Origin of the sequence: Streptomyces sp. R35, assembly GCF_041053035.1 — a bacterium.
Lineage (GTDB): Bacteria > Actinomycetota > Actinomycetes > Streptomycetales > Streptomycetaceae > Streptomyces > Streptomyces lutosisoli.
Map to the genome: position 1 here is coordinate 7,460,039 of NZ_CP163440.1, position 13,917 is coordinate 7,473,955.

Annotated in this window: 12 protein-coding genes and 1 pseudogene; 5 read left to right on the top strand and 8 right to left on the bottom strand. The window is 68.4% G+C overall.

Features of this window, described 5'->3' with window-relative positions; translation table 11 throughout:
• Nucleotides 1-35 precede the first annotated feature (35 nt).
• On the bottom strand, nt 36-491 hold the full coding sequence (locus AB5J50_RS33870; protein WP_327431718.1) for a MarR family transcriptional regulator: 456 nt from the start codon (nt 489-491) through the stop codon (nt 36-38).
• A gap of 156 nt (nt 492-647) precedes the next feature.
• Here AB5J50_RS33870 and AB5J50_RS33875 point away from each other — a divergent pair, with 156 nt between their 5' ends.
• Nucleotides 648-2,114, top strand: coding sequence for an MFS transporter (locus AB5J50_RS33875; RefSeq protein WP_369262130.1), 1,467 nt, complete (start codon nt 648-650; stop codon nt 2,112-2,114).
• Between the two features lie 92 nt (nt 2,115-2,206).
• Here the strand turns inward: AB5J50_RS33875 and AB5J50_RS33880 are convergent, their stop codons facing one another.
• Together AB5J50_RS33880 and AB5J50_RS33885 are read right to left on the bottom strand one after the other, a co-directional pair.
• Entirely contained in the window at nt 2,207-3,223 is a 1,017-nt protein-coding gene (locus AB5J50_RS33880) for a DUF5954 family protein (RefSeq protein ID WP_369262132.1), read from the bottom strand.
• A 124-nt stretch (nt 3,224-3,347) separates the two neighbouring features.
• The gene (locus AB5J50_RS33885; protein ID WP_369262134.1) at nt 3,348-4,883 is read right to left on the bottom strand and encodes an aldehyde dehydrogenase family protein; all 1,536 of its coding nucleotides are present in this window, start codon (nt 4,881-4,883) and stop codon (nt 3,348-3,350) included.
• A gap of 166 nt (nt 4,884-5,049) precedes the next feature.
• On the opposite strand from AB5J50_RS33885, the pseudogene AB5J50_RS33890 reads away from it, so the two are divergent.
• Nucleotides 5,050-5,691 (top strand): annotated as a pseudogene (locus tag AB5J50_RS33890) (FG-GAP repeat domain-containing protein); the annotation flags it as partial.
• Between the two features lie 426 nt (nt 5,692-6,117).
• Here the strand turns inward: AB5J50_RS33890 and AB5J50_RS33895 are convergent.
• Entirely contained in the window at nt 6,118-7,107 is a 990-nt protein-coding gene (locus AB5J50_RS33895) for a DUF6215 domain-containing protein (RefSeq protein ID WP_369262136.1), read from the bottom strand.
• A 500-nt stretch (nt 7,108-7,607) separates the two neighbouring features.
• Here AB5J50_RS33895 and AB5J50_RS33900 point away from each other — a divergent pair, with 500 nt between their 5' ends.
• Nucleotides 7,608-7,763 (top strand): hypothetical protein, encoded by a 156-nt coding sequence (locus AB5J50_RS33900; RefSeq protein WP_369262138.1) that lies wholly within the window; start codon nt 7,608-7,610, stop codon nt 7,761-7,763.
• Between the two features lie 61 nt (nt 7,764-7,824).
• Here AB5J50_RS33900 and AB5J50_RS33905 read toward each other — a convergent pair whose 3' ends face one another.
• Entirely contained in the window at nt 7,825-8,118 is a 294-nt protein-coding gene (locus tag AB5J50_RS33905) for a hypothetical protein (protein WP_369262140.1), read from the bottom strand.
• A 338-nt stretch (nt 8,119-8,456) separates the two neighbouring features.
• On the opposite strand from AB5J50_RS33905, the gene AB5J50_RS33910 reads away from it, so the two are divergent.
• Nucleotides 8,457-8,606 carry a hypothetical protein gene (locus AB5J50_RS33910; protein ID WP_369262142.1) on the top strand — a complete coding sequence of 50 codons (150 nt, stop codon included), beginning with the start codon at nt 8,457-8,459 and terminating at the stop codon, nt 8,604-8,606.
• A gap of 77 nt (nt 8,607-8,683) precedes the next feature.
• On the opposite strand, the gene AB5J50_RS33915 is transcribed toward AB5J50_RS33910, so the two are convergent.
• Together AB5J50_RS33915 and AB5J50_RS33920 are read right to left on the bottom strand one after the other, a co-directional pair.
• A complete protein-coding gene (locus AB5J50_RS33915) occupies nt 8,684-9,952 on the bottom strand; it encodes a hypothetical protein (protein ID WP_369262144.1) in 1,269 nt (422 codons plus the stop codon).
• Nucleotides 9,953-10,285: 333 nt separating this feature from the next.
• On the bottom strand, nt 10,286-10,432 hold the full coding sequence (locus AB5J50_RS33920; protein WP_369262145.1) for a hypothetical protein: 147 nt from the start codon (nt 10,430-10,432) through the stop codon (nt 10,286-10,288).
• A 787-nt stretch (nt 10,433-11,219) separates the two neighbouring features.
• Here AB5J50_RS33920 and AB5J50_RS33925 point away from each other — a divergent pair.
• Nucleotides 11,220-12,998: a hypothetical protein gene (locus AB5J50_RS33925; RefSeq protein WP_369262147.1), complete on the top strand. Its 1,779-nt coding sequence runs from the start codon at nt 11,220-11,222 to the stop codon at nt 12,996-12,998.
• Nucleotides 12,999-13,199: 201 nt separating this feature from the next.
• Here the strand turns inward: AB5J50_RS33925 and AB5J50_RS33930 are convergent, their stop codons facing one another.
• On the bottom strand, nt 13,200-13,751 hold the full coding sequence (locus AB5J50_RS33930) for a hypothetical protein (protein ID WP_369262149.1): 552 nt from the start codon (nt 13,749-13,751) through the stop codon (nt 13,200-13,202).
• Nucleotides 13,752-13,917: the final 166 nt, after the last annotated feature.

Consider the following 13,917-nt stretch of genomic DNA (forward strand, 5'->3'; position numbering starts at 1 on the left):
TTGCCACAACCCGTGCATCAGTACCGCGGCCGGTATCAGCGGCGCGGCCAGGGGCGCCCGTCCAGGCGCTCGATGTCGCGGTTCAGGCGGCCGAGATATGCGGCGAACTCGGCCACCTCCTCGGGCGCCCAGTTCTCCATCACCTTCTCCAGGCCGTCCAGGTTCTCGGTGCGGTCGGAGGCCAGCCGGCGCTGGCCCTCGGCGGTGATGGCGAACTTGCGGGCGATGCCGCCCTCGGGGTCCGGGATGCGCTCGACGATCCCGGACCGCAGCATGGCGGCGGTCTGCCGGTTGAGCGTGGAGGTGTCCAGGCCGAAGGCGTCGCTGAGCTGACCGATGGACATCGGGCCGTCCACCTGGATGCGGCTGAGCAGCAGGTACGCGCTGCGGTCGAGCCGCCGGTCGCCCTCCCGCATACGCGGTGTCAGCAGGTGCATGTACCGCCCGAGCAGCATGGTCTCGAACTCGATCAGATCAAGGGGCTTGTCCACGCGAGGTTCCTTCGGCTCCTGGTCGGCCACCCCCTTCCCTCATGGGGAGACCGCCTATCTGTCAGGTATACCACGCGTGTGTATGATGCAATTGCCGTGCATGATGCACATCAATTGCATGATGCACATGACTCTGATCGCCCTGAGGGAGTACCCGTGGACAGTTCCAAGCCCGAGACCGGCTCCGGCCGGGTCGTAGGCATCCTTGCCTTCGCGGGCATCGTGGCCGCGATCACGCAGACCTTGGTGGTGCCGCTGATCGGGGAACTGCCGACCCTGCTCGACACCAGCGCCTCGAACGCCTCGTGGGTGATCACCGCCACGCTGCTGGCGGCCGCGGTGATGACGCCCGTCGCCGGTCGCCTCGGTGACATGTACGGCAAGAGGCGCATGCTGCTGGCCTCCCTCGTCCCGCTCATCCTCGGCTCGGTGGTCTGCGCCCTGTCCTCCTCGGTGATCCCGATGATCGCCGGACGTGGTCTGCAGGGCATGGGCATGGGCGTGGTGCCGCTGGGCATCAGCCTGCTGCGCGACGTGGTGCCGGCGGAGAAGCTGGGCACGTCCATCGCGCTGATGAGTGCGTCCATGGGTGTGGGCGGCGCGCTCGGCCTGCCGTTCTCCGCGGCGATCGCCGAGAACGCCAGCTGGCGGGTGCTGTTCTGGGTCGTCGCCGCGCTCAGCCTCGCGGTCGGCACGCTGATCTACTTCTTCGTGCCCGCGGGCCGCGAGAACACCGCGTCGAGCGGCTTCGACCTCCTGGGCGCACTGGGTCTCGGCACCGCGCTGATCTGTCTGCTCCTCGCCGTCTCCAAGGGCGCCGACTGGGGCTGGGGCAGCGGCACCACGCTCGGCCTGTTCGCCGCCGCCGTCATCGTGCTGCTGGCCTGGGGCTGGTGGGAGCTGCGCATCACCGACCCGCTGGTCGACCTCCGCGTGACCGCCCGTCCGCAGGTGCTGACGACGAACGCCGCCTCGATCCTGATCGGCTTCGCGATGTACGCCCAGGCGCTGGTGATCCCCCAGCTGCTCCAGCTGCCCGAGGCCACCGGCTACGGTCTCGGCGAGTCGATGCTGGCCATGGGCCTGTGGATGGCCCCGGCGGGCCTGATGATGATGCTGATCTCGCCGGTCGGCGCCAAGCTGTCGGCCGCGAAGGGCCCCAAGGTCACCCTGATCGTCGGCGCCCTGATCATCGCCCTCGGCTACGGCATCTCCCTGCCGCTGATCAGCTCCGGCTCCCCCTGGGGCCTGCTGCTCGTGACCATCGTCTGCAACTCGGGTGTCGGCTTCGCCTACGGCTCGATGCCGGCCCTCATCATGGGCGCGGTGCCCCAGTCGGAGACCGCCTCGGCCAACAGCTTCAACACGCTGATGCGCTCCATCGGCAGTTCCGTGGCCGCCGCCGTGATCGGCGTGGTGCTGGCCCAGATGACGACCAAGTTCGGCCCCTACACCTTCGCCTCCGAGAGCGGCTTCCGCGTCGCCATGCTGATCGGCTGCGGCGTGGGCCTCGCGGCGGCGGCCGTCGCCTCGCTCATCCCCGTACGCCCGGCGACCGCCGCCGCGCCGGGGTCGGCCACCGCGCCGGACTCCGAGCCGGAGACGTCCGGGGCGAAGGCGTAACCGGCTGAGGTTCGCTGACACCTGATCAGGGGCGGTCCCACGGGGGACCGCCCCTGACGCTTTCGACACGCTTCCGTCGTGCAGGGCGCCGCTCATTCCTCGTGGTGGAGCGTGCCGTCCTCGTCCATGGTCGGATGCATCTTCATCGGGCCGTAGTCGTCCAGGTCGGAGGGGCGGGGCGGCTCCGGCCCGTCGGGGCCGAACCGGGCCATCCGCTCGATACGGCAGATCCTGAACAGGCTGTCGTCCACGCGGACTTCATCGGCGTGCCGGGCGGCCCTGAACTTCTCGGCGGCCCGCGCGTACCGCCCTCGCTTCGCCTCGCCGAACTCGTACAGCAGAGGCCACATCTCGTTCATCCCGTCGTAGAGCATCCGCCGCGCGTCGTGCGGGGTCGGCATCAGCGCGCCGCGCGGCTGCCACCCGCGCGCGCCGTGTTCCACGACGCCGAAGCCGACGGGAAGGAGCACGACGTCCGGGTGGCTCGTGATCGCCCGCTCGGAGTCCGCGCGCACCCCGGCGGGAAACCGTGCGCCGGTGTACGCGAACTCCCGCATCGCCATCTTCAAGGCGCCCGCCATGAGCCCTTCGTCCTCACCGGGCGCGAAGACGAACCCCACATCGCGCTCGGGCGTCGTATGCCGGCCCTCCCAGGACAGTTCGGCGGGCTCCAGGTCGGTGGGCCGAGGCGGTTCGAGCCCGTCCGGCCCGCTGCGCGCGAACTCGTCGCCGCGTACGACGCGGTAGCGCACGCCGAGCACGCTCAACTCGTCCACCGGCTCACGTTCGAGCACCGCCACCGCCGCCAGCAGCTCACGCCGTACGCCGGGATCGTCGGTGTCGTCCTTGGCCCTGAACCACAGCAGGGAGTTCAGACCGTCCCGGACCTGCTGCGGCATGCCGTTGGTCAGCGGCTGCAACACCCGCCACTCCGGGCCGGCTTCGGCGTCCTGCGCGGCAAGTCCGAAGACCGGGCCGCGCAGCGCGAAGTGCGGATACCGCCGGGAGGCGTCCACAGCATCGGCCTCGGCCACCCAGGCGGCCGGATCGTCCCGCCCGACCAGCCCCGCGTGCAGCTTGTCCAGATGTTGCTTCCAGTCATCGGCCATGCGCGCATTGTTGTGCTCGCCCGGCAGGCGCCCGCCCTGAATATCCCAAGTGATCAAACTCGGGCACGTTCGGCCCGGCCCCTTGGCATGAGAGGGCGCTGCTCGGACAGGACGGGCGCGCTCCTTACTGCGAGAAGTCCACCCCCTGCGCCAACGCCACCCGCCCCGAGTAGTTCACGGTGTTGGTCGCTCGCCGCATGTACGCCCGCCAGGCGTCGGAGCCGGACTCGCGGCCCCCGCCCGTCTCCTTCTCGCCGCCGAACGCGCCGCCGATCTCCGCCCCCGACGTACCGATGTTGACGTTCACGATCCCGCAGTCCGCGCCGTCGACGGCCAGGAACCGTTCGGCCTCGTGCTGGTCGGCGGTGAAGATCCCGGACGACAGGCCCTGCGGTACGTCGTTGTGCAGCCGGATCGCCTCGTCGAGGTCGCGGTAGGTGAGGACGTACAGGATGGGCGCGAAGGTCTCCTCGCGGACGACGGCGGTCTGCGCGGGCATGCGTACGAGCGCGGGGCGGACGTAGTAGCCGCCCGGTGCCGCTTCGGCGAGTTGCCGCTCGCCGCCCGCGCACAGGGTGCCGCCTTCCTCGACGGCGCGGTCGAGGGCCGAGCTCATCCTGGCGTACGAGGCTTCGCTCACCAGCGGCCCGACCAGGGTCGACTCCTGGAACGGATCGCCGATCGGCAGCCGTCCGTAGGCGGCGGTGAGCCGCTCCACGACGGCGTCGGCGACGTCGTCGTGCACGATCAGCCGGCGCAGCGTGGTGCACCGCTGCCCCGCCGTGCCCGCGGCGGCGAACACGGCGGCGTTCACGGTGAGATCGAGGTCCGCCGAGGGAGTCACCACGGCCGCGTTGTTCCCGCCGAGTTCCAGGATGCTGCGGCCGAACCGGGCGGCCACCCGGGGCCCCACCGCACGCCCCATCCGAGTCGAACCGGTCGCGCTGACCAGCGGCACCAGCGGCGAATCGACGAGCCGCTCGCCGATATCGGCCCCACCGAGCACGACCTGATTGAGGTGAGCCGGGGCACCCGTCTCGGCGATGGCGCGGTCGAGCAGGGCGGCACAGGCCAGCGCGGTCAGCGGGGTGAGCTCGGAGGGCTTCCAGACCACGGTGTCACCGCAGACCAGGGCCACCGCGGCGTTCCACGCCCACACGGCCACCGGGAAGTTGAACGCGGAGATCACGCCGACCACGCCCAGCGGGTGCCAGGTCTCCATCAGCCGGTGCCCTGGACGCTCGGAGGGCATCGTGCGGCCGTAGAGCTGCCGGGACAGACCGACCGCGAAGTCGCAGATGTCGATCATCTCCTGCACCTCGCCGAGCGCCTCGGAGCGGATCTTCCCGGCCTCGACGGTGACCAGGTCGGCGAGGTGCTCCTTGTGCTCGCCGAGCAGCTCCCCGAACCGCTTGACCAGCGCGCCCCGCACCGGCGCCGGTACGCTCCGCCACCCGAGAAACGCCGCGTGCGCCGCCTCGACGGCCCGATCGACACCCTCCAGGGTGTCGGCGCGCAGCCCGAACAGCTCCGCACCGGTGATCGGCGTACGAGCGGCCAGGGCATCGCCCTTGACGGCGCCGAGCTCGACTCCACAGCGCGCCAGCGCGGCCTCGGCCCTGGCCCGGACGTCGTCGGTCCTGCTGACTGTCGTAACCATGGTGACTCCTCATCAGCTCTTGGGCGTTTCCCGGCACTTCTCATGGGTTCCCCGGCAACTCTGTCAGTTGTTCGGTCAGGTGCCGGCACTCTGCCTGTCGGCCGCGCGATACGGTCGGCCGGTGAGCGGAGAACACGATGGGGGAGGCGGCACAGAGTTCGAGCGCGTCCTGGAGACGCAGCTCAACCGCGACGGCTACCAGGACCTGATCTACCGTGCCAGTTCCACCGGTGACGTGTAATGGGAGCACTTCGTGCTCAACAGCGCCCGCACGGACGGCTCCTGGACCGACACGAAGATCTTCACCTGCTGGAAGACCCGCACCCGGATCATCGCGCCGGGCGACGTCACCGGCGACTACCTGCCCGACATCCTGTCCGTCGACTCCGGCGGCACCCTGTGGATCTACCCGGGCAAGGGCAACGGCACCTTCGGCTCCCGCTTCTCGGTCCGCACCGGCTGGAACCAGTACAACTCCGTACGCGGCCACGGCGACTTCACCGGTGACGGCAAGGCCGACCTGATCGCCCGCAACAAGACCACTGGCGACCTGTACCTGTACAAGGGCACCGGCAAGACCGGCTCCGAGGCCTTCTCCAGCCGCATCAAGGTCCGCAGCGCCTGGACCGGCTACAACGCCTTCGACGCGGTCGGCGACATCACCCGCGACGGCCTGGCCGACTTCCTGGCCCGCACCCCCGGCGGCACGCTGTACCTGTACCCGGGTACCGCAAAGGCCACCAGCGAGATCTTCGGCACCCGAGTCTCGGTCGGCAACGGTTTCCAGTACTACGACATCTGGGGCTGAAACCGCAGGTGAGCAAGGCTCACCGCCGGGTAACGGCCATGCACAGTGCCCATCGCCGCACGCGATGGGCACTGTGCGTTGTGCATCCCCTGCCCGAGCAGGGGATGGGGACAACGTCCCATCGCTTGAATCGGGCGCGGCTCTATCGCAGGTCTATCGCGAGGAGTGCTCAACAACGACAAAGAAGCGACAAAGAGCGGGACCCGGCAAGACTGGTTCCCGCTCCCTCATGTCGGCATCCGCCCCGGTCAGCACTTGATTTCTTTCTGCTGATCCCGAGCGAGTGCCCCCGGCAGGATTCGAACCTGCGCACACGGCTCCGGAGATTGCGGCACGGATCCCGTCACAAGACTGATGCTGTCGCCGGCGGCGCGACTGGACCGATCTTTTCGCCGAGATGTTTTCGGCGTCTCATCGGACAGGTCGTTAGGGGATCCTCGGAAGAACCTTCTCGGCGATGTTGAGGAGAACGCTGTCGTTCGGGAGGGCTCCGGACGTGCTCCACACGGTGATCTCGCAGTAGCCGCCTCGGTCATTACGGTCCAGGGCTACGGACAGCGTCCTGGCCAGGGGGCCTTGTTCGACCGGTCCGCCGGAACCGCCACTCCCGAGATTGATCTCGAACTTCATGGTGTGATCCGAGGAGAGGACCGCGGGCCGACCGAGAACCTTAAGCGTCTTGATGTCCGTCTCGTCCCCGAACTTCATCAGCTTCACGTACTGGTCGATCGACAGCTCGTTGTAAGTGGCCGACACATTCACGGTGTACGTGTCGAACGTGACCTCGGCCTCCGGTTGGGCGACCTTCCCATCAGTCAGAGGAGCGGTGTTGTTGGTGCCGGAAACAGTGGTCGCGGTCTCTCCAGGCGTTCCAAGGAGCTTGGCCAGGTCTGGCCGGTAGAGCGCCTTGCACAGCTCTTCACCGGTCACAGGCTTGGGCGTGTCCTTGTAGGCCTTCGGAAGCTCCTCGTGTGCCCCGTCCGAACACGAGGCGGCCTGCGGGGCGTTGTCGTCGGACGGCATGAAGCGTGGGCCCACCCACACCGAGGCCGCGAGTGCCCCGAACACGGCCACGGCCGCGATGGCCTGGCGCCACGGGTTGTGCTCCTTCTCCGGAGTGTCCGGGCTGGGACGCGGCCCGGTTCCGGCCTGGGCCTGGAGCTGGGCGGCAGCATCGACTGCCGCCCCGTCTGCGGAGGCTGTCGGACTCGGGTTCCGGCGTGCGCGCAGGGCCCGGATCACCGCGTAGACGCGTATTGCGGTGAACACGAGGAACACCACGCCGAGACCGGCCGCGACCCGATCGTGATCGCGGACGGCGAGATACATGATGCGTACGCCGAGAACCGACCCGACCGCGATGAGCAGGGGCTCGCGGACCCAGAACGGCAGGAGACGGAGCAGGAAACCGAGCATCCGGCGATCTCACCAGGACAAGATCACATTCGCCATGATGGAAGCCACAGTTCCGGACACGTACAGGGCCTGCCGAAGCAAGAGACACCAAGCCGACGATCCCGAGATCAGCTATCGGGACGACAGCGGGTGCAAGGGCTGAGCCAAAGCTGCCTGATGTTCTGGACCACTCCACTGCCCTGAGCTCGGACACCCACGGCACGCCCGTGACCCGCCGTCCGCTACCGGCCTTTAGGTCCCTGAACCCACTCGCTGCTCACTCGCGATCAGTGCGTAACAACGACAAAGAGCCGGACCCAGTAGGACTGGGTCCGGCTCTTAATGTCTGGCACTTTGGCTGGTCAGCAGGTTGATCGCGCTGGTCCGGCTTCTGTGCCCCGGCAGGATTCGAACCTGCGCACACGGCTCCGGAGAGAATGCGCCGATCGTGTGAGAAGTGCCGTCTGACCTGCGCGGAAGCTGGTCGGGGATCTCAAAGCATCCCGTAGTGTGTCGGAGGTGTGTCGCGCGAGAGGGCCGGTACCGCGCCCCGAGCCCTGGCCAGCTTCCGCAACCTGGGCATCAGTACGTTCCGCCTGGCCGGACGAGCCAACATCGCCCACGCCCGCCGCGATCTCCTCAACCACAACGACGCCTTCGCCGTCTACGGCATCTGATCAACCACTACGAAGTCGGCACAACGGAACAACGCCGGGGCCGTGGTCCTTGCGGGGGTTTTCAGCGGGGTCTTGTGAACGGCCGGCGTCCGGCGATCTTCCGCCCGGCGACCTGCTCGGGCCCGGTGTGGCCCTTGGGCATGGTCAGCGCGATCACCGGCTGCCGCCCTTCCGTGCCGAGGGGACGGATGCGGGCGAAGGCACCGGCCAGCAGGTCCCTGAAGCTGCCTACGTCAGTGCCGTCGTGGAGGAACGGCTGATAGCCGAGCCCGGTGAAGTACGCGCGTACCTCGTTCCTGGTGAGGGAGGCCAGAAGGGAAGGGCCTCCCATCTTCAGTCCGTTGGCCAGCACCACGGGCAGGACCGCTCCGTGGCTGCTGCCGGTCAGGGCCCGGCGCGAGCTGGCCTGCCTCCGGTGTGGCGGAGGCCGGGGATGAGCGGGGTGATCTCCCCGCCGAAGCTCTCCGGCTGTGGGAACCGGCCGTTGAGGGCCCGCAGTTCGGGCATCGACCAACCCTGCCCCGGCCGGTCAGGTGCAGGGTGTTGTTGAGATAGGCGTGCGCGAGCGCAGACGGACCGGCGTGCCCCGCCCCGTGTAGGACCAGAAGTTCGCTGCCCGCCGGGCGCCACGCGGTCAGCGGGCCGAGGTGGGCAAGCATGCGGACATACCCCCAGTGCCCACGCGGTTCTTCCTTGACGTCCGTGGGCCTGCTGCTCTGCCGGGCGCACGAGAAAGGCTCACTGCGCGCGGTGGAGCTGGCCAGCTCGGTCGGCTACGGCGAGGGCTCGCAGCTCATCGTTGCCGGCCGGCTGCTGAACAAGTCGTCCGCCGCGCTGAAGTAACCGGGCTTTCCGACGGGACCGCGACGGGCCACGGAGTCCGCATCGGACTCCGTGGCCCGTCGTGTGCAGTTGGCGGGTTACAACTGCGGCTGCGGCATCCGCTGCCAGCTGAACGGGCCGTAGGTTGTGTCGGTGACGGCGTAGTTGGCGTTCGGGTCGGCGGTCAGTTTCAGCCATTCCAGCGGGGTGGTGCTGCCGTGCACGACGATCCGGTGGAAGTTCGAGACGTTGTAGTACGGGTGCTCGTTCCACGCGTTGTTACCCGGGTCGTGGGCACACACGCTGGCGCCGGTGGCCGGGTCTGTCTCGCCGGTGCACGTCGCCGTCGGCGACAGCGGGTTGTCCGAGCGGTACAGGTGCGAGTCACCGTTGAGCATCAGCACCGGGCGGCCGAACTCGGTCGTCTTCGCTGCGACCTCGCTGATGATCGGCTCGTAGTTCGTCAGGTGGTCCTTGGTCTTGCCGTCGAGGTCCCACATGTCGGCCTGCACCGAGATCACCACGGCCTTGGCGTGCTTGGCCCGCGCGTCGGCGAAGGCGGCATCGAGCCAGCGGACGTCGGCCGCGGTCCGGTTGGTCCGCTCGTCGGTCTGCGCCCGAGTCGCGGCCGGCGCCTTGTACCAGGGGTCGGCGTCGTTGTTCGAGCCGCCCGGCGCGTTGACGGTCACGAAGACGATGTCGTTCTGAGCCCACATCACGTTCTCGACGTACTGCGCGTCGGCCGGGTGGCTCGGGTCGTAGGCGGTGGCCTGGGACACCACGTTCAGTGTCCCGCTGCCGAGGGTGTGGCCGGGCTGCGCGAAGAAGTCCTGCCGTACTTTGGCGAGATTGTCGAGCGGGTTGCCACAGTGGTAGTTGACGCAGTCCGCCGGGTTGGTCGACAGGCCGCTTGTGCCGATGTAGTTGATCGCACCGGAGGCCGAGTCGTAGAAGCCGCCGCCCTGACCGGGCGAGGTGAGGCTCGACGCCTTGTGGCAGTCGGCCCACTCGTTGTCACCCGGGGTGTAGACGAGCGGCTTCGTGAAGGTCTGCCACGCGGACGCGATCGAGGCGTCGTAGTCCTCGGTGCAGAACTCCTTGCCCGAGTGGATGTCGCCCACGTGGATGACGTCGCTGACCGTCGGGTCACTGTTGATGGTGCCGATGAACGCCGGGGTCTTCTGGAGCTGCGAGGTGTCGGCGGTCTGGCCCGCGGGCGCGTACGCCGTCTTGCCGTACGGCGAGTCTCCGAACACGGCGAGCGTCAGTGGGCTGCTGGCTGCCGATGCCGTGGTGACCGACACTACGGAAGAGGCAAGGCCGACGGCGACGAGCGTGATGAGCCCGCGCTTTAGCGTGCGTCCCAACAATGTGTCCCTCTTTCAGGTCCGGTTGAGGGGGGCGCTCCAGTGAACTGGATCACAGGGAGTGCGACATGGCATCAATGGCGGCCTAGAAATGACGAGCAAGCGAAATTCCGGCCCCGCCCGCAGGCCGGTTCACTCCCTGCGTGGCCCAGTCGCTGGAGCGATCCGGCTGGCTTGGCTATCGGGCTGTGCCGATGGTGGGCATTCCGAGGTCAACTTGGCCGGTGATCCGGGTCAGCCGCAGCGCGTCGGCGCGCTTGTCCCGCAAGCAGCGTCCTTGTAGATCTGCACGGCCCCGGCGTTGTTCCGTTGTGCCGACTTCGTAGTGGTTGATCAGATGCCGTAGACGGCGAAGGCGTCGTTGTGGTTGAGGAGATCGCGGCGGGCATGGGCGTTGTTGGCTCGTCCGGCCAGGCGGAACGTACTGATGCCCAGGTTGCGGAAGCTGGCCAGGGCTCGGGGCGCGGTACCGGCCCTCATGGGTGCGAGTTGTCCTCGTGGCGGCGCGCGCCAGCGCTGTGCGCGGGCCTTGATCCGGTAGGGGCAGTTTCGCGTCCTGCGGTTTGCGTCTCGTGAGCCAGAGCAGATGGGAAGTCGCCTCCGGCTCCTGCGCCTGTTGAGTGGTCGGCTTCGCCGACGGGCTGCAACACCCCGGGTGTTGCAGCCCGTCTGTGACCGGACAGCCCGGACACCAGCACTGCGAGCTGTCCGGGCCGTTTATGCAGGTGAAAGGCATAACCAGACAGCCGGACAGGTGGGACAGCGGAGAGTCGCGAGAGGGACCGCACTCTCGGATGCGGGCCCGCAGGCGCTGTGCTCGGCACCACGGCTGGCCTCACCGTTGCTGCCTAGTACGACTGGTCGGACGACTCCAGCGGCCTCTTCATGGTCGGCGTGGGGATGGCCATGATGGGGAGCCTCGTCGTGACCGCCGTCGTTTCCTCCGTGATCGCCTCTGCGAAACGAGACGGATGACGGATCGGAGCTTGACGGCACGCTGCGCCGCCCTCGACAGTTACTGCTGGTTTGGTGCGGCCACTGCTCCGTTACCGCCAGAGACACGAAATGTCCTGGAGGAATATCCCCTCTGGGGCGTTTTTGCTGGTGACGGCCGGCAGGACTGAACCTGCGGCCAAGCGCTTAAAAAGTCTGTGAATGAGACCGGAACTGAGACCAACGGCAGTATCGATCGGCGTTCGCCACCGGGCGTACTACTCGGGGTGGCCCCAGGCGCAGGGGGCATACAACCGTGACGAATAATGCGCGGGTGACGACGAGTTCAGTGCCGTATGCGGATGTTCCCGCTCGCCCCTGGGTGTCCGCCGATGCCAGGCGGTGGGCGGACGTCCGGGTGCCCGCGTGGGCGCGGCCGGTGGGGCCGGCTGTGGTGCTGCTGGTGGCGGTGGTCATGGCGGCGGTGATGTTCTCGCCCGACTCGATGTGCACGGTGGCAGCGCCCTGTGGGGCGGACTGGCTCGATGCGGCCGGATCGATGTTCTTCCTGCCGCACCTGGTGTGGTTGTTTGTGCTACCGGAACTCGCGCTCGTGTCCGCTCCGTTGCTGCTGATCTGGATGAGCAATCCCGATATTTGGCTGGGTGGGCCGGCCGAGAAGATCGCGGACGCCGTCGTTGTGGCGGGGCTGTGCTGGGGCTGGGCGGCCGTCGTGGCGCGGCTGCGGGCGCGCGGCCGCCAACGCTCGCTCGTGCTCGACGCGGCCGGCGGCATCACGGTGCCTGCCCCGGCGACGGACGACGTCCGCCCTTGGCGCCGGGGCCTGGTCCGCGGCATTGTGGGGGCGATCCTGTGCGCGGTGGCCGGTGCCCTGATTGCGACCGTCGTCGTGGACGACCGGGCAGACGACCGCCTGGCTCGTACGGCCACGTCGGAGAACGCCCGAGTCGTGGCCTACAACACTGACGACTACACCGTCACTGTCCGCCTCTCCGATAACACACGACACAGGTTCGACGCGCAGGGCAGCTATCGGGTTGGTAGTAGCGTGCCGGTGCTGATGCACGGCGATTGGATGCGGCTCGCCACTGAGCCCTACGGCGACCGCACCGGCCGTCAGGCGCTGGCACTCGTCCTCGCCGGGCTCGGTGTCACCGTGCTTGGCTCGGGCCTGCTCTCCCGCCGCCGGGCGGTGGCGCTGCACCGCGCCCCGGTCCCGGTACTGCGCGTCCTGACCCGTCACGATCAGGGGCGTACGGAGATATTCGCCGCCGACGACACCGCCACCCTGCGTCCGGTGCTGAGCTACGAGCCCCACACCGGTACCCGCACGGCACTGCGCCAAGCCCTGCTCTACGGTGCACCTCGCGAGGGCGGTGAGTTGATTCTGGCGAGCGCAACGGAGTCCGGGCAGTGGCTCGTCGAGGGGACCGCGTCCCCGATACGGCACGGTTCTCCCGACGGCACGGGCAAGCCCGGGGTATACCGTCCCGGCACAGCACGCACAGCACGCACAGCACGCACAGCACGCACAGCACGCACAGCACGCACAGCACGCACAGCACGCACGGCCGCACACCGCAGGGCCGCTGAGGCCCGCGTCCAAAACGCCCTCGCCGCGATGACCCCTGCCACCGGACCGGTCCGGTGGCAGGCAGGTCCGGTGGCGCGCTCCGTCGGAGCGGCGTTGATCGTCGTGACCATCATGCTGCTGGGGACGCTCTTCACGGGTTCCCCTACGTGGTGGCAGCTGCCCTTCTGGTCGGTAGGTGGTTTGTACTGGGTGAGCGTCTGCCTCCGGATGATGATCTGGCGGATCACCGCCGACTCCAATGGACTGCACGTTCGCGGCCTGTGGCGTACTGCCCATCTCCCGTGGGCGGATGTCATCGGCGCTGTCTACACCCCCGAAGGTGAGCTGATCGTCCGTTGCCGCACCAATGTCGACGACACCCCCGTCGGCAGTGTCGGCTTCCCGCCGCTGGAGCGACGGCTGCGCCGCCCAGGCCGTGCTGAGCGTGCCGCCGCCGAGATCACCGCGATGGTCCGCGAGCCGGGCCTGCGGCCGAAAAACGACGCCGGATGCACATGAGCGACCCCCGCTCCGACCAGCGGCTTTGCGGCTTCGGGCGCGCTTGGTGTTGAGTGCCGTGGCGCACCGCGCTTCCCCGTGAGTCCCCGTCCGTTCTGGCACGAGAGTGGCACGGCCCGCAGACCGCGCCACAGTCCCTCGATGCGAACGGTGCTGGGGTTCTTCGCACTGGCCAGGACTCTCCATACCTACGCTTCGACATCAACTCTGGGCAGTGACATCCGGGATTCGGCCAGTGGCCACCCAGGATCTGATGACCGGCTCCGCGGGCGATCCGAAGACGCCCGCCAGCAGGACGTGTACCAGGAGTTTGACGGCCGTTGTGAACAATGCGGGGGAGGACTCCTGGTTGTAGCCCGCCCGGTCGATCACCAGCTGGCCGGCTGGTAGGGCCCCGGCGTTGAGGTTTGCCCACAGGCCCATCGCCGCAGCGTGATCCAGCCTTGCGGGCAGGCCCGGCAGCAGCGCACCGGGCAGCAGCCCCTGCTGTGGAGTAGGCCGGGCCGTCTCCCAGCACCTGACCCGCCAGGCAATCCGGTCGCCCTCTCCCGGCACGAACTCGCCACCCACCAGAGCCCTGAACTGCAGACGGCCATAGTTCTGTTGCAGTTCCAGAACCGCGCGGGATCGGACGCCCGTGGTGGCCGGGCGTGCGAGGTCCAGCCCGCTGGACTGTCTCCTGCCCAGGAGTTTGAACTCATGGCGGTCGTCGTCGACTGCCGCGCTTCGGCCGGACGTTCTCACCACAAACACGCAGTACTCCCCCTGTTTCGCGCAAGACCGGAACCAGCGACGCAAGCGCGCGATGAACGGACCCAGCTACCGGCCGAACAAGCGACCCAAGAACCTCGGTGAGAAGCCGGCGAAAAGCTAAGCCGCTTCCTCGGATCACGGCTCATCTTCCCCTGCCGTCCCGATG

Bases quoted from the DNA above. Each gene is read 5' to 3' on its own strand.
- AB5J50_RS33885 (WP_369262134.1), bottom strand. From the start codon at position 4,883: ATGGTTACGACAGTCAGCAGGACCGACGACGTCCGGGCCAGGGCCGAG.
- AB5J50_RS33880 (WP_369262132.1), bottom strand. From the start codon at position 3,223: ATGGCCGATGACTGGAAGCAACATCTGGACAAGCTGCACGCGGGGCTG.
- AB5J50_RS33895 (WP_369262136.1), bottom strand. From the start codon at position 7,107: ATGCTCGGTTTCCTGCTCCGTCTCCTGCCGTTCTGGGTCCGCGAGCCC.
- AB5J50_RS33920 (WP_369262145.1), bottom strand. From the start codon at position 10,432: ATGAGGGCCGGTACCGCGCCCCGAGCCCTGGCCAGCTTCCGCAACCTG.